Source organism: Falsihalocynthiibacter sp. S25ZX9, assembly GCF_041205405.1.
Taxonomy (GTDB): domain Bacteria; phylum Pseudomonadota; class Alphaproteobacteria; order Rhodobacterales; family Rhodobacteraceae; genus Falsihalocynthiibacter; species Falsihalocynthiibacter arcticus.
Genome location: NZ_JBGFCD010000022.1, coordinates 1 through 20,946, shown reverse-complemented (window position 1 = coordinate 20,946; position 20,946 = coordinate 1). Strand labels below are relative to the sequence as shown.

At 55.2% G+C, this 20,946-nt stretch carries 21 protein-coding genes and 1 pseudogene; 9 read left to right on the top strand and 13 right to left on the bottom strand.

Going from position 1 to position 20,946, the window contains the following annotated elements:
- The first annotated feature begins 81 nt into the window (after window positions 1-81).
- Window positions 82-1,527: a TrkH family potassium uptake protein gene (locus AB9F29_RS19140; RefSeq protein WP_369756848.1), complete on the top strand. Its 1,446-nt coding sequence runs from the start codon at window positions 82-84 to the stop codon at window positions 1,525-1,527.
- A gap of 1 nt (window position 1,528) precedes the next feature.
- Here the strand turns inward: AB9F29_RS19140 and AB9F29_RS19135 are convergent, their stop codons facing one another.
- On the bottom strand, window positions 1,529-2,707 hold the full coding sequence (locus AB9F29_RS19135; protein WP_335586189.1) for a replication initiation protein: 1,179 nt from the start codon (window positions 2,705-2,707) through the stop codon (window positions 1,529-1,531).
- Between the two features lie 538 nt (window positions 2,708-3,245).
- On the opposite strand from AB9F29_RS19135, the gene AB9F29_RS19130 reads away from it, so the two are divergent.
- The 7 genes from AB9F29_RS19130 to AB9F29_RS19100 are packed head-to-tail and all read left to right on the top strand — an operon-like array spanning window position 3,246 to window position 9,940.
- Window positions 3,246-4,646 (top strand): AAA family ATPase, encoded by a 1,401-nt coding sequence (locus AB9F29_RS19130; protein ID WP_335586190.1) that lies wholly within the window; start codon window positions 3,246-3,248, stop codon window positions 4,644-4,646.
- On the top strand, window positions 4,630-5,730 hold the full coding sequence (locus AB9F29_RS19125; RefSeq protein WP_335586191.1) for a ParB N-terminal domain-containing protein: 1,101 nt from the start codon (window positions 4,630-4,632) through the stop codon (window positions 5,728-5,730). The genes AB9F29_RS19130 and AB9F29_RS19125 overlap by 17 nt, the downstream gene beginning before the upstream one ends.
- A 49-nt stretch (window positions 5,731-5,779) precedes the next feature.
- Window positions 5,780-6,607 carry a tryptophan 2,3-dioxygenase gene (gene kynA, locus AB9F29_RS19120; RefSeq protein ID WP_335586192.1) on the top strand — a complete coding sequence of 276 codons (828 nt, stop codon included), beginning with the start codon at window positions 5,780-5,782 and terminating at the stop codon, window positions 6,605-6,607.
- A gap of 4 nt (window positions 6,608-6,611) precedes the next feature.
- Window positions 6,612-7,532, top strand: a complete 921-nt coding sequence (locus AB9F29_RS19115) for a branched-chain amino acid ABC transporter permease (RefSeq protein WP_369756847.1) — start codon at window positions 6,612-6,614, stop codon at window positions 7,530-7,532.
- Window positions 7,529-8,512, top strand: a complete 984-nt coding sequence (locus AB9F29_RS19110) for a branched-chain amino acid ABC transporter permease (protein WP_369756846.1) — start codon at window positions 7,529-7,531, stop codon at window positions 8,510-8,512. Before AB9F29_RS19115 ends, AB9F29_RS19110 begins: the two co-directional genes overlap by 4 nt.
- On the top strand, window positions 8,505-9,254 hold the full coding sequence (locus AB9F29_RS19105; RefSeq protein ID WP_369756845.1) for an ABC transporter ATP-binding protein: 750 nt from the start codon (window positions 8,505-8,507) through the stop codon (window positions 9,252-9,254). Before AB9F29_RS19110 ends, AB9F29_RS19105 begins: the two co-directional genes overlap by 8 nt.
- Window positions 9,251-9,940: an ABC transporter ATP-binding protein gene (locus AB9F29_RS19100; protein ID WP_369756843.1), complete on the top strand. Its 690-nt coding sequence runs from the start codon at window positions 9,251-9,253 to the stop codon at window positions 9,938-9,940. The genes AB9F29_RS19105 and AB9F29_RS19100 overlap by 4 nt, the downstream gene beginning before the upstream one ends.
- On the opposite strand, the gene AB9F29_RS19095 is transcribed toward AB9F29_RS19100, so the two are convergent.
- The 4 genes from AB9F29_RS19095 to AB9F29_RS19080 are packed head-to-tail and all read right to left on the bottom strand — an operon-like array spanning window position 9,937 to window position 13,531.
- A complete protein-coding gene (locus AB9F29_RS19095) occupies window positions 9,937-10,665 on the bottom strand; it encodes an amino acid ABC transporter ATP-binding protein (RefSeq protein WP_369756842.1) in 729 nt (242 codons plus the stop codon). The two genes, AB9F29_RS19100 and AB9F29_RS19095, sit on opposite strands and share 4 nt — an antisense overlap.
- Window positions 10,665-11,495, bottom strand: coding sequence for an amino acid ABC transporter permease (locus AB9F29_RS19090; protein WP_369756841.1), 831 nt, complete (start codon window positions 11,493-11,495; stop codon window positions 10,665-10,667). Before AB9F29_RS19090 ends, AB9F29_RS19095 begins: the two co-directional genes overlap by 1 nt.
- Window positions 11,496-11,506: 11 nt before the next feature.
- Window positions 11,507-12,328 (bottom strand): ABC transporter substrate-binding protein, encoded by an 822-nt coding sequence (locus AB9F29_RS19085; RefSeq protein ID WP_369756840.1) that lies wholly within the window; start codon window positions 12,326-12,328, stop codon window positions 11,507-11,509.
- 48 nt (window positions 12,329-12,376) lie between these two features.
- Window positions 12,377-13,531, bottom strand: coding sequence for a fumarylacetoacetate hydrolase family protein (locus AB9F29_RS19080; protein ID WP_369756874.1), 1,155 nt, complete (start codon window positions 13,529-13,531; stop codon window positions 12,377-12,379).
- A 152-nt stretch (window positions 13,532-13,683) separates the two neighbouring features.
- On the opposite strand from AB9F29_RS19080, the gene AB9F29_RS19075 reads away from it, so the two are divergent.
- Window positions 13,684-13,998, top strand: a complete 315-nt coding sequence (locus tag AB9F29_RS19075) for a polymer-forming cytoskeletal protein (RefSeq protein ID WP_039004259.1) — start codon at window positions 13,684-13,686, stop codon at window positions 13,996-13,998.
- A gap of 2 nt (window positions 13,999-14,000) precedes the next feature.
- On the opposite strand, the gene AB9F29_RS19070 is transcribed toward AB9F29_RS19075, so the two are convergent.
- The 8 genes and pseudogenes from AB9F29_RS19070 to AB9F29_RS19035 form a co-directional block, all read right to left on the bottom strand.
- The gene (locus AB9F29_RS19070; RefSeq protein ID WP_369756839.1) at window positions 14,001-14,396 is read right to left on the bottom strand and encodes a hypothetical protein; all 396 of its coding nucleotides are present in this window, start codon (window positions 14,394-14,396) and stop codon (window positions 14,001-14,003) included.
- Window positions 14,371-15,102, bottom strand: a complete 732-nt coding sequence (locus tag AB9F29_RS19065; RefSeq protein WP_335586202.1) for an SDR family NAD(P)-dependent oxidoreductase — start codon at window positions 15,100-15,102, stop codon at window positions 14,371-14,373. Before AB9F29_RS19065 ends, AB9F29_RS19070 begins: the two co-directional genes overlap by 26 nt.
- A 10-nt stretch (window positions 15,103-15,112) precedes the next feature.
- A complete protein-coding gene (locus AB9F29_RS19060) occupies window positions 15,113-16,375 on the bottom strand; it encodes an AMP-binding protein (protein ID WP_369756838.1) in 1,263 nt (420 codons plus the stop codon).
- 3 nt (window positions 16,376-16,378) lie between these two features.
- Window positions 16,379-16,627 (bottom strand): hypothetical protein, encoded by a 249-nt coding sequence (locus AB9F29_RS19055; protein WP_335586204.1) that lies wholly within the window; start codon window positions 16,625-16,627, stop codon window positions 16,379-16,381.
- Window positions 16,628-16,647: 20 nt separating this feature from the next.
- Window positions 16,648-17,406, bottom strand: coding sequence for a hypothetical protein (locus AB9F29_RS19050; RefSeq protein ID WP_369756837.1), 759 nt, complete (start codon window positions 17,404-17,406; stop codon window positions 16,648-16,650).
- A gap of 119 nt (window positions 17,407-17,525) precedes the next feature.
- On the bottom strand, window positions 17,526-18,503 hold the full coding sequence (locus AB9F29_RS19045; protein ID WP_369756836.1) for an HAD family hydrolase: 978 nt from the start codon (window positions 18,501-18,503) through the stop codon (window positions 17,526-17,528).
- A 75-nt stretch (window positions 18,504-18,578) separates the two neighbouring features.
- Entirely contained in the window at window positions 18,579-20,528 is a 1,950-nt protein-coding gene (locus tag AB9F29_RS19040) for a DUF3604 domain-containing protein (RefSeq protein WP_369756835.1), read from the bottom strand.
- A 225-nt stretch (window positions 20,529-20,753) separates the two neighbouring features.
- A pseudogene (locus tag AB9F29_RS19035) lies at window positions 20,754-20,946 on the bottom strand (IS30 family transposase); the annotation flags it as partial.

The following is a 20,946-nucleotide window of genomic DNA, read 5'->3' as shown; positions in this document are numbered from 1 at the left end:
AAAATTCCTTGCATACCCTTCCTTGTGCGATAATGTTGTCCAAACCATCCCCCTGTCCCAGTAGCTTTGCAAAGGCGCTAAATGGAACTTCGCCCCGTTGCAAATATTATCGGAATCCTCGCAGGGATAATGGGGGCGCTCATGTTGGTTTGCGGGGCCGTTGATGCGTATTTTGGCGGCCAACCGGCGTCTGTATTTACCATGATGGGCGCGATCACCATCCTCTTTAGCCTCCTCACGTCGATCGCCACCTCTAACCACCAAAGTAAGTCCCTCGGGCGGCGGCAATCCTTCCTTTTGACTTCACTCGCTTGGGTCGTTTTACCTGTTTTTGGCGCCCTGCCCTTTATCTTCGGCGCGCCCGACACAACCATCGTTAACGCGTATTTTGAGTCGATGTCCGGCATGACAACCACCGGATCCACGGTTTTTTTCGGCCTCGATGAAATGCCTGAGGGCGTGTTACTTTGGCGCGGTATTTTGCAGTGGCTTGGCGGCTTGGGGATCGTCATTGTCGCGATGATTTTCCTGCCCACTATGCGGGTTGGGGGGATGCAATTCTTCCTGACCGAAGGTTTTGATACGCAAGGAAAAGTTTTGCCTCGCGCCTTGGATATCGCGAAATCCCTGTTGGGAATTTACATCCTCCTCACCGTCATTTGTTTCGTCGCTTACGTCTATTTCGGGATGCGATATTTCGATGCCCTCGTGCATGCGCTCACCACAATTTCCACGGGTGGTTTCTCAACCTCCGACCAGTCTTTCGCAAAATTTACGGGGTCACTAGAGTATGTTGCGACGGTCTTTATGATCCTCGCCAGCCTCCCTCTCATCCGCTTCGTTCAAGTCTTAAGCGGTCAGGCCAACCCCCTCCTCAAAGACATCCAAGTCCGCGCCTATTTTCGTTGGATTCTCGTGTCCGGTGGCTTGGTCTTTTTCTATCGCTGGACCACCAGTACCGACACAGTAGAGGCCACATTTCGCGAAACCTTCTTTAACCTCGCATCGTTGTTTTCGGGCACCGGCTACACCAGCGTCAATATCGCCGCCTGGGGCAGCTTTCCCCTCACGGTGATTATTCTGGTCGGGCTGATCGGCGGTTGCACTGGCTCCACCGCCTGTTCGATCAAGATTTTCCGCTGGCTGGTCCTCATCGAATGCGTCAAAGACCAACTCCGCCAACTTCGCTATCCCCATTCCGCCTCGCGCCCGAGCCTCGATGGTCGCCCCCTCAGTCAAGACGTAATCGTCTCTGTTTCGGCGTTTTTCGCGTTTTTCATCCTCACTATGGGGGTTATCGCCGTCGCCCTCTCCCTCACCGGATTGTCGCTCGAAACCTCGATCACGGCCGCTTGGACGTCGGTCGCCAACATCGGCCCCGCCTATGGTCAGGCCGTCAGTGGCACAGGATCGATGGAGGCTTTCCCCGAAACGGCAAAATGGATCATGATTTTTGGTATGTTGGCGGGGCGACTTGAAATTCTGTCGCTCTATGTTTTGGCCTCGCGCCGTTTCTGGGCTATTTAGGTCACTCTAAGCCGTCGAAAATTTCGGGGTTAAACTCTTCCCAAAACGCAAAAATCGCAACCGCATTTTGCGCGGACATCCATCCGTGGCGTTCAAAATCTTGCCGTTTTGGAATTTCGGTCAGACTCGCGAAAAACAGCCGTTTGTCGGCGTCCCTCTGCGTTGGAGTACGGGCAGCTGAATAGTCTCTAACACGCCCCAATCGTGCCGCGCGGGCCGACATAACAGGCACAGGTTTTGTATCTGGTTCCGCCGTATAATCATCACGAAGCGCCGCCGCGAGATAGCGTTCAGGGCTTTTCACACCACCCTGCCCCGCCACATAATCAAGCTTGCCTTGGATCACCGTTTCACCGTGTTCCGTTAACCATTGCCGCGCCAAGCGGTCACTAATCCCCATCCCGCGAAGCCGGTCATACACGGGCGCGCGGCGCAGCCCCGCCCCGTCGTCCAAATCCAAAATCGACAGTTGTGGATTTTTTTGAATGGTAAAGCGAATATCGCTCACCGCCCGCCCCCGTTTGCGCACTTCTGGTGTCACCAGAATATTACTGCTGCGGTTAATTTCCGAAACGGCTGGCTTAATAATTTTGGCGTTCAGGTGTTTATAACTCTCATAATATTCGCTATCCGCAACCCCCATCAGGCGGCGAAACATCTCAAGCGGCCACCATCCGGTGCTGCCCGTGCGATGAAACCGATAGCAATTTTCATAGAGCGCCAGTGCATGACCGCTGGTAAATTTGCGTTGAATGTTCAGGTTAATCAGCGCAAAAACCTTCGGGTCCGCCAGTTTCTCGGCAAGCGCGGGCGAATAGGCATACTCGCAAATCCCGTCCTTAAGTTTGGCATAACTCAACAGGCTCGACACGCCCCATTCCTGCTTGCCCGCCGCATCCAACATATCCCATTCCGCCACCGTTTCCGCCAACCCGCGCAGCGATTGTTTCAGCGTATCAAAGTCGTTGGAATTATAGCCCACCAGCATACAAAGGGTGCGCGCATCAATTTGAAATACCTGCTGTTGGGTCAGGGTGTCATAGGCATTCAACAGCAAAACATTCGAGAGTTTGCGTTGCAAGAGCGTCAGCTTTCCCGACACATGAATCGCCGCCACGTGCTTTTTCACCGCCCCCCGTTTGAGCGCGCCGGTTAATTTATCTTTCGGTATGTCCTGCATTCTGTTGCCCTGTACGTGCAAAATTCGGCGCTCAATGGGTTATCTCTTTGGATAGTTACCAGCACTTTACCTCAAAAGGAACCTCTTCACAATCCGGTTTTGGATACCTTAACTGGGAAGATGGCAATCCCGTAGACGGGTTCCCCTCGCGTTGATCCGTCCAGTTGCCCTCTCCCAAAGGTACCAATTTACGGGACGGGCGCGCGCGGGAACGTTCTTTGATTCGCACAAACAGGCTCTAACGCAACGAATAGATACTAAAACCGCGAATCGGTACCTTCCATCCCGTATTCCAACACCTTTCGTCCCGTATCAGGGTCCCTTTGCGCCCGTAGTCGGGCACCCAAAACAAACTAACCAATTGTAATTAATGTGGTTTTAGGAATTAAAGTCCTTAAAGATTCTATATATTCTTAAAGCAAAAGGGGCTGTGTTTCTTTTATTTATCTGTATTCAGGAAAGATTGATTCCCAAACGGCCTCTCATGTGAGATAAAAACCGCAAAGACGCGTAAATTAGCAAACATCGGTGAATCAAGATGACATCCTCTGGTAAGTCTCCCCTGCCCCCCTACTTCGGCATCGATCCAGCCCGAGCAGAAGCATCTCTTTCTCAGCCTATAGATACCGCCCGATTCGCGAAAGCCGCGGCCTTCGCCTCGAAGGGGCGCGACGAGCTGGCAAAAAACGGTCACGCCCCGGATGGTAAAAAGCGGCTTCGAAAATTCTCCACATGGGAAGTCTGCCGCTATTTGATCCCTGTCGCCCCCGCCCATTTCCGCCGTGTCCTCAAGGCCCATCCAGACCTCCCCCAAGGTGCTGGCGAAAGCAATTCCAAATGGTTCTCCCTCTTGGATGTGATGGCCCTGCGCGAGCATTTCGCCACCGAAGGCGCGGCCAATCGGGAGTACCGCCCCTACCGCCCCAAGGGCCTCCCCGCCAAAATAATTGCCGTCGCGAACTTCAAAGGCGGTGTTGGCAAAACCTCGACCTGTGCACATCTCGCCATGAGTGCGGCTTTGGATGGCTACAAAGTCCTCGTCATTGATCTCGATAGCCAAGGCTCAATGACCTCGATTATGGGTGGCACCGTTCAAGATGAATGGAGCACCGCCTTCCCGATTATGGCCCGCGATTATGCCCGCCACGTTGAAGAAGAAAACAAAGTCCGAAAAGCAGGTGGACAGCCCGAACTCCCCCTTGACGAAACCTTAACGGAAGCGCTGCAGGTTTCGCCGCGAAACCTCATCCAAAGCACGCACTGGCCAAATATCGACCTAATAGGCGCTCAGCTCAATCTCTACTGGGCCGAGTTCCAAGTGCCCGTCTGGCGGATGCAATCGCGGTCCTGGCCGCTTTGGGATGCCCTGACGAACGGCCTTGAGGAGGGCGGAATTCTCGACGAATACGACATCATCCTTCTGGATACGCCCCCTGCCCTTGGCTACCTCACAATCAACGCTCTTGCGGCAGCTGACATTCTTTTAGTGCCCCTAGGTGCTTCGTTCCTCGAGTTTGATTCTACCGGCCGCTTTTTCGACATGCTCTATTCGACATTTGCCAGCATCGAGGACGGCGAAAATAGCCAGCGGCGCAAGCTTGGGTTGGAGGATGTGAAGTTTGAATGGGATGCCGTGCGGACGTTGATAACGCGTTTTGATGCCGCTCAGCAGACTGATCTTGCGAATGTTATTCAGGCCTATTTTGGCGATTTCATGACCACGTTTCGACAGGACTTGACCGCGATGGTTGGGCAGGCTGGCGAGCAGGTAAATGGGATCTATGAAGCGGATTATAGAGAGTTTAATCGCGATACCTATGTGCGCGGGCGAGAGACATTTGACCGAACGTGGGCCGAGGTGAAAGAGATCGTTCTTGCTGCGTGGTGGCGGGATGAGAAGATGGCAAAACAGGAGACGGACGATGGCCAAGCGACGTAAAGTTATTGCGCCAAGCGCGGATGAATTAGACAAGATTGAAGCAGAGTTTCGTCGCGAAACCCTTAATCGCCCGAACGCAGTGGTCGCGCCAATTTCACAAGTTGCGGCGGATGCCGCGCGCGAACATGCGGGAATTTCGGTTGAGGGGCGTTCAGAAATGGCGCGCGATAAGACGGATGCTAATGCGCATCGAGACGCCAAAGGGCAGGGGCGTTTGATCGAAGATATCGCGATCGAGAGCATCGCCGAAAACTCCATGGTGCGAGACCGGATGGTTTTAGATGCGGCGGAAATGGACGAGTTGAAGCTGTCCATTTCGGCGCACGGGTTGAGGCTCCCTGTGGAGATTTATGCGCAGGATGGTGCGGCGCAACCCTATGGGCTGATCTCTGGATTTCGACGCCTTCAGGCGGTGCGCGACCTCTACGCGTTAACCAAACAAGAAAAATACGCGACGATTAAGGCGTTGGTCCGTGAACCGGAGGCGCTTGGCGGAGCGGTCACGGCGATGGTTGAGGAGAACGAAATTCGCGCGTCGCTGTCGCATTTTGAGCGTGGGCGCATCGCGGTTATTTCGGCACAGCAAGGTGTTTTTGCCAGCACGGAGGCGGCCGTTGATGCGCTGTTTAGTGCGGCGTCGAAAGCGAAGCGTTCCAAGATTCGATCTTTCTCTCTGATCTTTGAGGAGCTCGGCGACCTGCTTGTGTTTCCAGAAATGCTGCGGGAAAAAGATGGGCTTCGGCTGGCGGCGGTTCTGCGCAATGGGGCAGAGGCGCGGTTGCGTGAAAATCTGGCCCTAGGGCAGGAGCGGGGGCAATGCCAGTCCGCAATCGAGGAATGGGCGCTTCTGGAAGAAGTTGTGCTGCAATACGAAAATGACGCACAACCCAAACCCAAGGGCGGGCGGCCAAAACGGGTGACGGGATGGGAAGGGGCGGATACGCTGCGCCTTTCGACAGGGGTTACCTTGCAGCGACAAAGTGATAGCCAAGGGCACCTTATTCGGATTAAAGGCGCACGTGTTGATAGTATTTTGGTGGAGGAAGCCATGCAATATCTTGCGCAGTTATTTGAAAAAGGTTAAATTTTTCAACGAGTTAAAATTTTTTTGACCAGGTAAGTAAGGGCAGACAGTGACAGATCGAAACAAAGATGGTGCCAAAACCGATTTTTCAAAATCCATGTCCTATGGCGACTATCTTGGACTGGATAAGCTGCTAACGGCGCAACATCCCCTGTCCAAGGCGCCAGATGAATTGTTGTTTATTATTCAGCATCAAACGTCTGAACTTTGGATGAAATTGATGCTACATGAATTGGATACAGCGCGCTCGGCAATTGCCACGGACAACCTTCAGGAGGCGTCCAAAATGTTGGCGCGGGTGTCGCGGATCATGGAGCAGCTTAACAATGCGTGGGATGTTTTGCGCACGATGACGCCCAGCGATTATACAACGTTTCGCGAATCCTTGGGGCATAGCTCGGGGTTTCAATCGGCACAATATCGGCTTGTTGAATTCATTTTGGGGAACCGAAATACGGACATGATGAAGCCCCATGCGCATGACCCGAAAGCGATGGAACGACTTGAATCCGAATTGCACAAAAAGAGCCTATATCAGGAAGTTTTGTGTCTAGCGGCGCGGCAGGGGATGGATATTCCGACCGAAACGATTGGCACGCCTTCGAGGACGCCGCATTGCGAAAACGATGCGGTGCGGGCCATGTGGGCGCAGGTATATCGCGATCCGAAAACCTATTGGTCGCTGTATGAGGTTGCCGAAAAACTGGTCGATCTGGAGGATTATTTCCGGCGCTGGCGGTTTAACCATGTCACCACTGTCGAGCGGGTGATTGGCTTTAAGCGCGGAACGGGGGGCACGGCGGGCGTGGCGTATTTGACTAAAATGTTGGCGGTTGAGCTGTTTCCAGAGCTTTGGCGCGTTCGGACAGACCTTTGATCTCATGAGTTTGGTTCTCCTGCTTGAGCAGATATTAAATGGCCTGCAATTCGGCATCATGTTGTTTTTGATGGCCGCAGGATTAACACTGGTTTTTGGCGTCATGGGGCTGATCAATTTGGCGCATGGCTCGCTTTATATGGTCGGGGCCTTTGCGGCGGCGGCGGTTGCCGGTTGGACGGGATCGTTTTTGCTGGCTTTGGTCGCGGCGCTTGCGGCCTCGGCGGCTGCGGGGGCATTGATGGAAATTGTGGTTTTGCGGCGATTATATGCGCGGGATCATTTGGACCAAGTTCTGGCGACATTCGCGTTGATTTTGATTTTCTCGGAGGCAACGCGGTGGGTCTTTGGGTCGTTCCCGCTTTTCCTCAATATTCCCGAAGCGCTTTCGGGACCTGTGACCCTTCCTGGTGGCATGCAATATCCACTGTATCGGTTGGTTTTAATCGGGATTGGCTTGGCTGTTGCGGCGGGGCTTTTCCTGTTGATTTCGCGCACACGGCTGGGCATTCAGATTAGGGCAGGGGAGAGCGACCGCGAAATGATTGCCGCCCTTGGTGTGGATATAAAAAGGCTCTATACCGTGGTATTTGCCATTGGCGCGGCGCTGGCAGGGTTTGCGGGGGCCTTGGTTGGGGCGATTCAGTCGGTTCAGGTTGGAATGGGCGAACCCGTGTTAATTCTGGCCTTCGTTGTGATTGTTATCGGCGGAATAGGGTCGATTAAGGGGGCGTTGATCGGCGCGATCTTGGTGGGCCTGACCCAGACATTAGGCGCTTTGTTTTTGCCGATGATTTTCGCGCTGTTTATGGATCCATCCGCGGCGGCCTCGATCGGGTCATCGCTCGCGTCTATGTCGATCTATATTTTAATGGCGGTGGTTTTGGTGATGCGGCCGACGGGCCTGTTTGGGGTGCGGGCATGACGCGGGAAAAGTTGTTAAACGGAGCCGTTTTGGTGGGGCTTCTGGCGGTGCCGCTTTGGGCTTATGGCGCGGATGAGCCGTTCGTGATTACGCTGGCGACGAAAGTTGCAATTTTGGCTTTGGCGGGGGTCGGGCTGAACATCGCGCTGGGGCTTGGCGGGCTTGTGAGTTTGGGGCACGCGGCGTTTTTCGGGATCGGTGGTTATGCCATGGGCATCCTTGCGAGTCATGCGCAGAGTTATACGCCGATTTTCTCCGGTGCCGTGGTGATTGAGGGTACGAATGTGATGCCCGTTATTTGGCTGGTCGCGGTGATTGCGGCGGGGTTGGCGGCCTTGGTGATTGGGGCGATTTGTCTGCGGACGACAGGTGTTTACTTCATTATGATCACCCTCGCGTTTGGCCAAATGTTTTACTATTTCGCCATAAGCTGGCCCGCGTATGGCGGTGAGGATGGGTTATCGATCTATGTCCGCAATGGCTTTCCGGGGTTAAATACGCTGGACCCGATCCAGTTTTTTGCCATTACTTTTGTGGTGCTCATCGCGGGATTGATTGCGGCGTCGGCGATTGCAAATTCGCAATTCGGCTTGGCGCTGAATGCCGCACGGCAATCGCCAATTAGGGTCGAAACCGTGGGGATTTCAAGATACCGCGTGCAATTGGTGGCCTTCGTGATCTCGGGAATGATGACCGGATTGGCGGGCGCGCTTTTTGCTGATCTCAACCGTTTTGTCAGCCCGACGATGTTTAGCTGGCAGACGAGTGGCGAGATCATGGTGTTTGTGATTTTGGGCGGAGTAGGGCGGCTTTTTGGGCCCGTGATTGGCGCGGCTTTGTTTATTGCGCTGGAGCATTTTCTTGGCGGGTTGAGCGAATTTTGGCACATCTATCTTGGGGTTTTTCTGCTTGGGATTGTGTTGTTTGCGCCGGGGGGCGTGACCGGGATTTTGGTCGGTCGGGAGAAGGCGCATGACTGACCCGGTTCTAAAAATAGATGGGATTAGCAAGAGTTTTGGGTCGCTGAAGGCGTCGAATGATATTTGTTTGGACCTGAGGGCGGGGGAGATCCATGCACTTATTGGGCCAAATGGAGCGGGGAAATCGACCCTAATTAGGCAGATTGCGGGAGAAGTGGCTCCGGATTCTGGGCGGATAATGCTTGCGGGCGAGGATGTGACGGCGCTTTCTGTGGCGCATCGAGCCAAGCACGGGTTGGCACGGACATTTCAGGTTTCGGCGTTGGCGATGGAAGATACTGTGCTTCAGAACGCGTTGCTGGGGGTGATTGGGGCGCATGGGCGGGCGTACTGGCCGTTTGGGGGAGTGTTGCGCCACGAGGGCTTGCGCGAACGCGCTGAAGAGGCGTTGGAGCGCGTGGGTTTGATGGACGAAGCAGCGACACGTACCTCGGAGCTTTCGCATGGTCAAAGGCGCCAGCTTGAAGTTGCGGTGGCGTTGACCCTGAATCCGCTTGCATTTGTAATGGATGAACCCATGGCGGGGCTGGGGACGCAGGGGAGTCTTGCGTTGACGGAATTCCTTGATGGATTGCGAAATGAAGCGCCGATTTTAATGGTCGAACACGACATGGACGCGGTTTTTGCGCTCGCGGATCGGGTGAGTGTTTTGGTCTATGGCGAGATAATTGCCACGGGAACGGTGGCGGAAATTCGTAGCGATAAAGCGGTGCAACGGGCCTATTTGGGAGAGGACGCATGAATTTGTTGTCTTTGGACCATTTGGCTGCGTCTTATGGTGCGACGCAGGCCTTGTTTGATGTGTCTCTAACGCTGGGCGAAGGCGAAGTTTTGGCGCTTATGGGGCGCAACGGGATGGGTAAAACCACGACCGTAAAAACCATCTGTCGGATGTTGCCGATGACTGCGGGTCGTCTTTCATTTTCGGGACAGGATTTGCAGGGGTTGGCATCGCATAAAGCGGCGCGTTTAGGGATTGGGCTTGTGCCAGAAGGGCGGCGGTGTTTTGGGAATTTGACCGTCTATGAGAACCTGATTGCGGCGGCGCGGAAGGGCGCGTGGGATTTTGAAGCTGTTTTGCGGTTGTTTCCACAACTTGAGGAGCGAAAAACGCAACTTGCGGCGGTTTTGTCGGGCGGCGAGCAGCAGATGTTGGCGATTGGGCGGGCGTTGATGACCAATCCGAAGTTGTTGATTTTGGATGAGGCAACCGAAGGGTTAGCGCCACTGGTGCGACAAGAAATCTGGGCCTCGATTGCGCATTTGAAGCGGGAAACCGGATTGGCGATTCTGGTTGTGGATAAGTCGATCAAAGAACTGTCGGCGATTGCCGATAAAGCGGTGATTTTGGAGCGCGGGGCCAGTGTTTGGGCCGCATCCATGGCAGAATTGACGCCCGAGATCACCGCGCAATATTTGGGCGTTTAGAGCACGGACGCGAGGAATTTCCGCGTGCGTTCGGATTTTGGTGTCCCGAAAATTTGCGTGGGGGAGCCTTCTTCGATGATTTTGCCTGCATCTAGGACGCAAATGCGGTCGGCGGCTTCTTTGGCGAAACCCATCTCATGGGTGGCCAAAATCATCGTCATGTGTTGGGATTTCAACACGCGCAAAACGTCTAGAACTTCGGAGACGAGTTCGGGATCAAGAGCGGATGTAACCTCATCAAACAGCATGATTTCGGGGCGCATGGCGAGGGCGCGGGCTATGGCGACGCGCTGTTGTTGGCCGCCTGAAAGTTGATCGGGATAGGCGTGCATTCGATCACTTAGATTGAAGCTCTCGAAAAGGGCAGTGACCTCGGGCATCAATTCGGCGCGGGATTTCTTGAAGACGCGGCGCGGTGCGAGGAGCACGTTTTCCAGCGCGGTCATATGGGGAAAAAGATTGAAGCTCTGAAAGACCAAGCCGATTTTTTGACGAAGGGGTTGAGGGGTAACTTGGGGGAGGGAAATATCGGTCTCGTTGAACCAAATTTCGCCGTCTTCGATACTCTCAAGTAGGTTAATACAGCGTAATAGGGTCGATTTTCCCGATCCAGAGGCGCCGATCAGGCAGATCATCTCGCCGCGTGAAATGTCGAGATCAATGCCGCGCAGGACCTCGGTTTTCCCAAAGGATTTTGTGACGTTGGAGAGGCGGAGAATCGACATTAACTGCGGGCCTTGTTTTGTTTTGCGATCAAGTGATCAGCGTAGCGGGTCACGGGGATTGTGACCGCCAGAAAGATCAGCGCGGCACCGACATAAGGAGTGAAATTGGCAAGCAGGGATTTGTAGACTCCCGCTTGGCGCAGGATTTCAACGGGGCCGATGAAGGAGAGGAGGGCGACGTCTTTTTGGAGGGCGACGAGCATGTTCATATTGGCGGGAACGACGCGGCGGATGGCTTGGGGGAGGACGACGTCGCGCATCATGTCACGGTGACTTAGGCCAAGGGATTTGGCGGCGGAACGTTGACTGTCGTGGATGGATTCGATGCCCGCGCGGAAAATCTCGGCAACATAGGCGGAATAGGTCAGGATGAGGGCGAGCGAGCCCCAGATATAGGGACTATTCCACGGGCGCGGCAGGCCGAGGCCCGGAATGCCGAAGCCGATGAGGAAGATGATCAGGATGACGGGGACGCCGCGAAAAATATCGGTATAGAGGATGCCGAAGACGCGGAGCGGAAAGAGGGCAGGGGCGCGGGCGTCGCGCATGAGGGCGATGACGAGGCCAAGGATGGCGATGATGGGCGCGCACCAGAGGAAAATTGCGATGTCCCAGAGGAAGGCGTTGAGCAAACCTGGGAAGGTTTCGACGAGGATTTCGCCGTTGAAGAAGCTGGATTTTACGCGGTCCCAACCGGGGGTGAGGGGGACGAGGAGTACAATTAGGCCGACCACAATGAGTGTGCTGAAGGTGGAAATCAGCAGGGATTTGCGGTGGGCTTTGCGCTCGAAGGATTGGCGGGCCGTGAGGCCCGCGCGTGGTTTTTTCATCGGAATTACTATTATTTAAGGACTGGCACGCCAGTGGTTTCGGCCAGCCATTTGGCCTCGATTGCGGCGAGGGTTCCGTCATTTGTCATGGCGGCGAGGGCTTCGTTGACGCAGGATTTAAGCGGGCTGCCTTCTTCCATCAGGAAGCCGAATTGATCGGGGCTTTCGCTGCGATCGGCGGGGAATTGACCCAAGAGGGCACCGTCGTCGAGGACAACTGCGCTGAGGTAGAGGGCGGTTGGGAGGTCAAAGATTGCGGCGTCGATCTGGTTGGCTTTCATGGCTTCGACGACGTTGACGTTATCGTCGTAAAGCAGCACGGAGTCGTCGGGTGCGATGACGTCTGTGACGGTGGAAAGGGCGGTGGTAGAGCCCATAACACCCCACTTTAGGGTCTTGAGCGAGGCGATTTCGCCCGTTGCGCCCGCGTCGATTGTGGGTTGGCGCACGAGGACGGCCATGGCGGCGGAATAGTAGGGATCGGAGAAATCGACGACTTTTTCGCGGTCTTCGGTGATCGAAAATTGTTGCAGGTTGATGTCGAAGTTTTTCGCGCCAGGTTGGATGGATTGGTCGAAGGTTGCGGAGGTCCAGACAACGGCGTCGCCCTCAAAACCCATGCGTTTGGCGACCTCGTAGGCGACGGCGGATTCAAAGCCTTCGCCGCTGGTTGGGTCGTTGTCCATCACCCAAGGGAAATAGGCCGGATTTCCTGTGGCGACTGTCAAAACGCCATCGGTGAGGGTTTTGCCCGCAGCGCATGTGTCGGCGGCAAAGCTGGCGGTGGAGGCCATGAAGGTTGTCATCAGGGCTGTTGTTAAAATGCGTTTCATATCCGTCCCTAGGTTTTTGAGTTTTGCTAAGTTTAGGCGGTAGCAGGGTTAAAGCAAGTCGCGTTTGGCGAGGTTGCGCATCAGGTGGCTGATGCCGAAGGTCCATTCGGTGCAGTCGGTGGAAAGGCGCACCGTGTTGGTGAGTGATCCGAGGCCTTTGGAAGAGATGGTCACGACGTCGCCGAGGTGGTGGGTGAAGCCCTCGCCGGGGGTGTCGCGGTCTTGTGTCGGGGCGAATAGGGTTCCGAGGAAGAGGACGATTCCGTCGGGGTATTGGTGGTGCCGTCCCAAGGTTTGGGCCACGAGGTCGGCGGGCGCACGGCTGATTTCCTTCATAGAGGAATGGCCGGACAGCACGTAGCCGTCTTCGCCGGTGACGGTAAGGTCGAGCTCGGCGGAGTGGACGTCGTCGATAGAATAGTCCGCGTCGAAGAGGCGGAACATTGGGCCGATGGCGCAGGAGGCGTTGTTGTCTTTGGCTTTGGAGAGCAAGAGGGCGGAGCGGCCTTCGATGTCGCGCAGATTGACGTCATTGCCGAGGGTTGCGCCGAGAATGCGGCCTTGGGAGCAGACAAGCAGGACGATTTCGGGCTCGGGATTGTTCCATTTTGAGATCGGGTGCAAGCCGACATCGCTGTTGGGGCCCATTGAGGAGAGCACCTGTGCTTTAGAGAAAACCTCCGCATCAGGGCCGATTCCGACTTCAAGATACTGGCTCCAAAGACCCTCTTTGATCAGGGCTTGTTTGACGGCGGCGGCCTCATCGGAGCCTGCTTTGATGTCGCGCAGGGAGTCGCCGATCAAAGCGCCGACACGGGCGCGGATTTCTTCGGCGGCGGCGGGGTTGCCCGCGGCGCGTTCTTCGATCACGCGTTCCACCATCGAGGAGGCGAAAGTCACGCCGCAAGCCTTGACGGATTGCAGGTCACAAGGGGCGAGGAAATGGGTTTTGGAGAGGTCGCCCGCCGGGACGCAGGAAATTTCGGCGAAGGCTCCGAGATCGTTGCCGTGAGCTGCGCGCACATAGGCGGCGGGGTCGGGCATTTCGCAGATATCCCGCACCATTGGCGCGGCTTTCTGGGTGATGTCGATGACACGACCTGCGCGTAAAGTCACGACGCTTGGCCCTTGAACATTTGCGTTCCAGACGCGCCCGACAAAAAGTCCGGCTTGGTCGTTGTCAGTGAGAAATGGTGTCACGATACGCTCCCGAATTGATTAACACGGAGATAACGCGGAAACGGGGAGGGGGCAATGACTTGAATGCGCCGGTTTTCCAAGCGATGGAAATAGTGGTGGCGCAAGGGGGGGCGACAGGCTAGCCTTTGGCAACGGTTTTAATTGTCAGGAGAAGAATGGTGGGGAAGACAATCATCGCAGAAGATCTTGTGATTACAGGCAACCTATCGGGCACTGCGGATATCGATATCGCGGGAAAAATTGACGGGGATATTACCGGCAGTTCGGTGGATATCCTGTCCGAAGGGCGTGTTGCAGGCTCGGTTGCGGCAAAAACGGTTCATGTACGCGGCCATTTGAGCGGGGCGGTTTCGGCGGAAGCAGTTGAGCTGCACTCGGGTGCGGACTGCTCGGCAGATATCACGGCGCAAGAGATGGAAATGCACAAGGGTGCGTCCGTTAAAGGCAAAGTGACGGTTTCTGGCGGGTAGCTTTACCCTTTACGACCGATGGCGATAAAGTGGCTTGCGGTGTCGCACCGCAGGATTTCGGCTGGAAATTTTTGGGCGAAGTCTTGAGGGCTGAGGGACTGAACCTGAGTTAGGACGATGTGGGCCGGAACGTCATAGAGCTTGGCCAAAACTTCGATTTCGGTCCAGCGTGCGAGCGCGTTTGCTCCGAGGGCTTTGGTTAATTGGATGCTTGCTGGTTCGGATCGTAATTCGACGTCGATCGCGACGGCTTCAAGCGATACTTCGGTGTGAAAAACAAACCGTCGGCCCGCACCATCATAGCTGGCGGGGCCGCTCAGGGTTGCGTCTTGGCGAATTTCTCCGCCAAAGACTTGCGCAATTACGCGCGATTTAATTGGTGATGCCGCCGTCGACAAAGAGAACCTGCCCTTGAATATTGGCGGTTCCTGAAATCACCAGATCAACAACTTTGAAGATATTCTCATCATTTGACAGGCTGCCCGAGGGCGTGCGGCGTTTGATGGTGTCGAGTTGTTCGGGCTTAAGCACCGACGACATTTCGGACTCAAAGAAGCCAGGGGCCACGCAATTTACAAAGATGCCAGCGTCGCCGACTTCGCGTGCGAGGGTGCGCATCATGGCGTCGAGGTAGCCTTTGGAGCCTGCATAAACCGACAGGCCCGCATAGCCGCGCGAGCCACAGATCGATGAAATGTTGCAGATATTGCCGCCACCGCCAAGGATCATGTGTTTGATTGCAGCGCGGGTGAGAAGGGTGGGGCCGATGATGTTGATGTTCACGATGTTTTGGATGGTGTCCAAATCGGTGTGCATCAACAGTTGGTCTTGGCCGATGGCCGCGTTGTTAACCACACTGTCGAGACCGCCAAAACGGTCGGCAACTTCGGCGACGAAACGGGCAACACCCGCCGCATCAACCGCATCAAGAGAAGTGAAGTAAAATGCGTCGCCGTATTCCTTGGCAAGGCGGTCCATGGCCTCGGTGTGGGAACGCGCAAACGTCGCAACTTTGTTGCCTTCTTTCAAAAGCTGCTCGCACATATGCAGGCCAAGCCCGCGCGAGCCGCCCGACACAATGATGGATTGGTTCTTGGTGTGCATTTCTGCCTCCTCAGCTTTTCAAACTTGCCCGCAGGGGCACGCTGTCAATAAAATTCCAAATGCGGGGCGTCGCGTAATCGGCCAATTTACCTTCGCAGTGCGCGATCAGCATGGCTTCGGCGGCGTCCGCGTCTTTGACTTGGGATAACACAATGGTCGCTTGCGGCAAATGCCCGACCATCGGCGCGCGCCGTGCGGTGACCTGTGCCCAGACCACGTCCGGATGTGTTAACAAATGGGCTTCGATGTCAGGCGGGAAAGCTTTTTGGCCACCAACATTGATCATGGTATTGCCTGCGCGGCCGCCAAAATAGACGCGGCCCTCGCGCTCTTCGACCAGATCGCCGGTATCAATCCAGCCGCCCGCATCGGCGTGGTTGCCATAGGGCGAGCGCACAAAAAGCCGCCCGTCCTGAATTTTCATGCCGATTTTGCCGCCCTCACGGCCCAAAAGCTGTGCGTCAAATCCGGACTTGCCATCCGTCACCACAATCGCGGCCCCAACCTCAGAAGAGGCATAGATATGGCGGATTTTGGCGGCGGGATAAAGGCCCGCGAGGCGATCGAGGATGGTTTGATCGACAATTTCGCCGCCCATGGAAATCGACCGCATGGGCGCGGCGGCCAAAAGGGCTTCGTTGATCGACATGAGAGCATGGCGCCAAAACGTTGGGGTCGAGGAAATCGCAGTGACATGTTCGGAGCGCATCGCGGCCTCAAAACTTCCGGCCAGATCGTCGAAATCGGCGGGAATAAGACCCTGTTCCGGCACAAAAAGGCCAAGCGCCACCATTTGGTACCACGCGTAGGAGCCGATTTGATAGGGCATGAACCAGTTGTTGGCAGGCAGATCGCGGACCTGAACGAAGGTGTTTAACGTGTCTGCGGTGTGGGGGATCAGTTTCAACAGACCCGTGGTGCCGGAGGTTAAAACGGTAACACGGCCCGCTTGAACTTTGGCCTGAACGGGGGTATCTCCGAGGGGGGAGCCATTCACGGCATCCACCAAACGCACGCCATTTTCGGCAAACCGTGCGTTCACTTCGGGCGAAAGGCGGTTACGCTCAACGACGCCGAAGTCCATCGCACCGTTAGAAATGCCGAAGGCCACAACGCCAAGGGCAGCGCGCATATCATCAACGACAAACACGCAGCGTTGCGCAAGATAGCCCTCTGCTTGACCCAAACGCGCTTGGGTTTGTGCCCGAAGGCTTGCCCAAGTTTCGACAGTCTCGCCGAAAAACAATTGGTTGTCAGAGCAGATGGCGGTCATTGCCTAGGCGGCTTTCCGCGTGATTTCCGCAAAGAAATCCAGAACGTCTTTTACGGTCTCGATCTGGCGCATGGAGGCCGCATCAAACGCCAATTCTTCGCCGACTTTGGTTTCGATCCGCAAAGCGACTTCGGAAAAGTCGAGGCTGCGAAAGTTTGCGACGCGCGTTGTGACGGTTTCGTCGGTAATTTCGGCGCGGCCACGTTTGACCATAACCATATTCATTAATGCGAGGATTTCTGAACGATCCATTTCGTTACTCCTTGAAAATTCTATAAATCAGCGGCTTCAGCGTCGATTTCGGCGCCTAAAGCAGCAATGCGATCCCGTGCCCGTTCTGGATAGGCATCGGCAAAATGTTTGTGCCACGGATGACGGGTGCGCGAGGCCATATGCATCAGGAAATGCACGGGACCGGCGACTTCGCCATCGGTGCCTGAGACAATAACGGCGGGGGGGATTTGACCGTGCGCGACCGCACCCGAAGCGATCATCGCGCCGCGTCCAATCACAGTTCCAGGCATGAGTTGTACATTGACGCAGACCGTCGCCATATCGCCAATCGTTACTGGCTCGGAGATATGCGAGGGGGGCAGGGGATCATTCATCAGGGTGGTGAGCGAAAACAGCCAGACGAAATCGCCGATCTGCGAGCCACGACCGACGTGGGCGTAGCTGTGCATCCGCACGAAATCGCCAATGCGACACGCGCCTTCGATGTCGGAATAATTGCCTAAACGCAGGTTTTCGCCAATCTGCGCGCCTTCACGGATCACCACGTGATGGCCCGTTTCAAGGTGGGGGCCAATATCGGAGCCCTCGTAAATTACAGCGTGCGAACGAATCACCGCACCCGCGCCCAATTTCAGTGGAGCGCAATCGGGCTTCATGCTGGGATGTCCGATGGCACAAAAATCACCAATCTGGCAATTATCGCCGATCTCGACGTTGCCATAGATTCTGACGCCAAAGCCCAAGGTCACATTCTCGCCGATCTTGGCGGCGGGGTCTGTATGGCAAAAGGAAGTCATGCATTAAGCTTTCGTCGCAGGGGCGTTGGGGTCGTTATGCCTCCTACTATATTCAGGTTCAACTGGCTATACCGATAATTAGGCGGCGCAAATGCGATTTCCGCACCGCCTAAATGGAGCTACAGTTTGCCGACCCAAATTTCGGCCCAGTCTTTGGCCATATTGACGAGCACCCAACCCTTGGCCGCAGCTTCATCCAGACCTTTGGACAATTTGCCCACGTCGCTGTCGCGGTCATAGGCGAATTCGCGTTTGGCATCGGTGTGATGGACCAGAAATCCGAAGGTGGGACCCTCGCCCGAGGTCACCCATTCCAACATCGCGAGGTCGCCGTCAGAATTGCCCGCAGCAAATATTGGGCGTTGGCCGATAAAGCGATCAATGCCGACGGGCTTGCCGTCTTTGTCATCGACGAAGGTAATTCCGCCGTCCTTGATCATGCTTGGTACGCCGTCTTTGACTTCATAGTGAGTCTTGCCGAGGCTACCCACGACCTGTGCGGGGGGAATTCCGTAAGCTTCTTGGGTGATCGCCCGCATGAAATCAATGCCGCCACCGGACACGATATAGGTCGTGAAATCTTCTTCGCGCAGATATTCAAGCAATTGGATCATCGGCGAATAGGTCATTTCAGCAAAGATCAGCCCAGTGGTGGGATGCTTGGCGGTGGTGAGCCATTCGTGGGAACTCGCTTTAAAGGCCTCAACGGTGATATTGGTGCTCGAAATGTTGACGATTTCGAGGAGACCCTTTTCGCCCTCTGCCATCATCCCTTTCATATCGTTCTTGTCGGCGGCCTTGAGGACGTCAGACGTTAAGATTGAGGGGTCGGCCTTGGCCATTTCTTGCAGGCGATCAATGGCATAGAGGCCTTGAAAATAGAACGGTTTTTCGCTCCAGAGGGTGCCATCATTATCAAATACCGCAATGCGGTCGGACACGGGTACAAAATTGTCGCCGCCCTCTTGGGTCACACCCTCAACGAACTCAAGGATCGAAGTTTTGGTTTCGGTGTCATTCCACAGGGATAACGGGTCGGCGAAGACGGGTGTCGCGGCAAATAAAACAGTTATGGCAAAATATTTTGTTAGCTTCATTTTAAATTCCTAGAAAAAATTGTGCTGAAAATTTGGTACAATGGTAGCGGTTTTGTGTACATAGAAATGTTCGGATTAGCCTTGCGGTTCGTACCAGATGGGGGAGGTGTATCCGCGCTCTTGGAGTTCGACGCGCACATCTTCGGCCAAGGCCAGATCATAGAATACGGCATCATAGGCAGGCCAGCGGGGTGTCGGTATTTCGAGAACCCGTGCGTAATAGAAGGCCCGCAATGCCGGATCAAACTCTGGATCGGTCCAGACTGTGATAAGCTCAGGCGCGCCGATGTCGTTGGTAAAGGTTGCCGCTTTTACGTCCACCGTGCTGCCGACGGCGGGCACTTTGCCATCGCTGGCGGGTTGGCGCGTCTCTGCGTCACTCCAGACCACGTCAAACACTTTCTCCTGTGTTTTGCCCGTCGCGTCGACCCAGCCTTTGACAATTTGAACCCGATCCAGATTAGCTCCGATTGGATCTTTGAGAGCCGCCACAAGGAAGGTCGGGGCTCCGTCACCTGTACGGGGGCTAAGGTCAGTTCCCATGGGAACGCCTTTGGTATAGCCGATTTGCGCGGGGGTGCGGCTGAGAGCGTCCGCGGCCGCAAAATCCCACGCGCCAAAGAAGCGAATGGTCAAACGGGTGCCTGTTGTCGCATAGGTTTCCCGCCGCGCCATCGCGTCAAAGATCGCTTCTCGCGTGTTGTCGGTGGCCCAAACGCTGGCAAGGCCCGCCGCGCCAACTTCCCATTCCATGATGGTGGCAATATCGGTTTTCATGAACACGGTCGATGTGCGCTCGGCGGAGGGTTCCATGCTCGAAACCTTGCCAAAGAAGTTGTCCTCAGAGGCGGTTGCGAGGCCGGTATGGGAATCCGTCGACCCGATCACGCCAAATTTGTAGGGGTTCACGCCGAGTTTGTCTTGGAGCAAAATCCCGTTCTTGAGGGCCTCGCGGGAGTATTCATACTGCAGCATCTCGGGGGTTTTGGCGGCACTGACGTTCAGGTTGCCCTTGTCCCATGTTTCGAAATTCGCGAACTCATCATTGGGGGAGAGAAAAGGGTGCGCCTCGCCATCGCCTTTCATTTGGGTATTCTCGTAAAGAGGCTCCCATTTGGCGCGGGTCTGGGCATAGGCAAGATCAACGGGCTTGCCGTCAAATGACTCGATCACAGGAAACATAATACCGTTGGAGAGATTGCCATTGTGCGCGATGGCCAGAATGTCCCCACCCGTTTTTGCCTCGTAGTTTTCCATCCAATCCCAGAGGTCGCGCGGGTTGTTGCTGCCGTAGGGCGCTTGCGTGGTATAGGGCAAAACTTGGCGCGCCACATCGCCGCCGTCGCGGTAAATGATATTGCGGTGCATATTGCTGCCCGGGGCAACAAGCGAGGTCCACTCATACCCGATAAAGGCAGTAAATATCCCCGGATCATTGGCCTCTTCAGCCGCATCAATGATGTCTTCCCAAGTCGATTTATAGGCCGGAGAATCGGGTGACGACATCAGAGCTTGCGGAAATGTACCCGCCGCAAATTGGGTGACGATATCCATCGCGGCCTCGGCACCTTGGCCGGACTGGATCAGATTATACCATTTTCTCCCTGTTGGATCGGCCAGCATGGACGGGTCGCCTGCCAAGAGTTTCGGAAAGAAGCCCATGTTGTCGGAATGGTCGGCAACAACAAGGAAGTCGAGCGGACGGGAGAGCCGCGCTTGTTGGCCACTTGAGGCGGTCAACTCCTTGCCTTTGGCAAACTGATAAGCATCAGCGGGACTAAGGCGCGCACCAGCCGCCCCCGCATCCATCGAAATTTCAGTATGAAGATGGGTGTCGCCGAAAAAGGGCCGATCCGGAAAATTGCGGCCCGCATAAGGGGAATACGCGCGGGCCGGAAAGAGACCTTCTAGTTTGGCCGGATCGAGCGCCCCACCCCCGTCCATCACGGTCTGAGCGGTGGCAAAACCGGAACCAAACAACGTTGCGGCAAATGTAAGAGCGCCGAAAGGGGTGCAATATTTCATGGACGGAATATCCTTTTCGTAAATCTTTGGACACTAATATTTATAGCACGCAGTTTAGGACCGAACATGGGCGTAGTCATTAGGAAAATCTTTTGGTGCCCCCTCAGCCAAACCTGTTTCAGACGGGGAAGTGTGACATTTTAACTTTGCTAATGTGAGACACTTTAACTTTGCGTGTGAGCGATGCTTGAAGTGCGACTCTTGTTAGGCCTTAGGGTAGGGCGCTCATCGCATTTCCTCCAACATCTTTTCACGGAAGACTTCAGCTGTTGTCTTCGAGCCGAGGCATTTGCGGGGTGTGCTGTTCAGGCGGTCACTGATTTCTTGATGTCGTGATCCGTCATTCTTCTAATGTCTCTTTTGCGGGGCAACCAACGTCTCGCCCTTCGATTGGTGTTCTTCACCGTGCCTTTCTGCC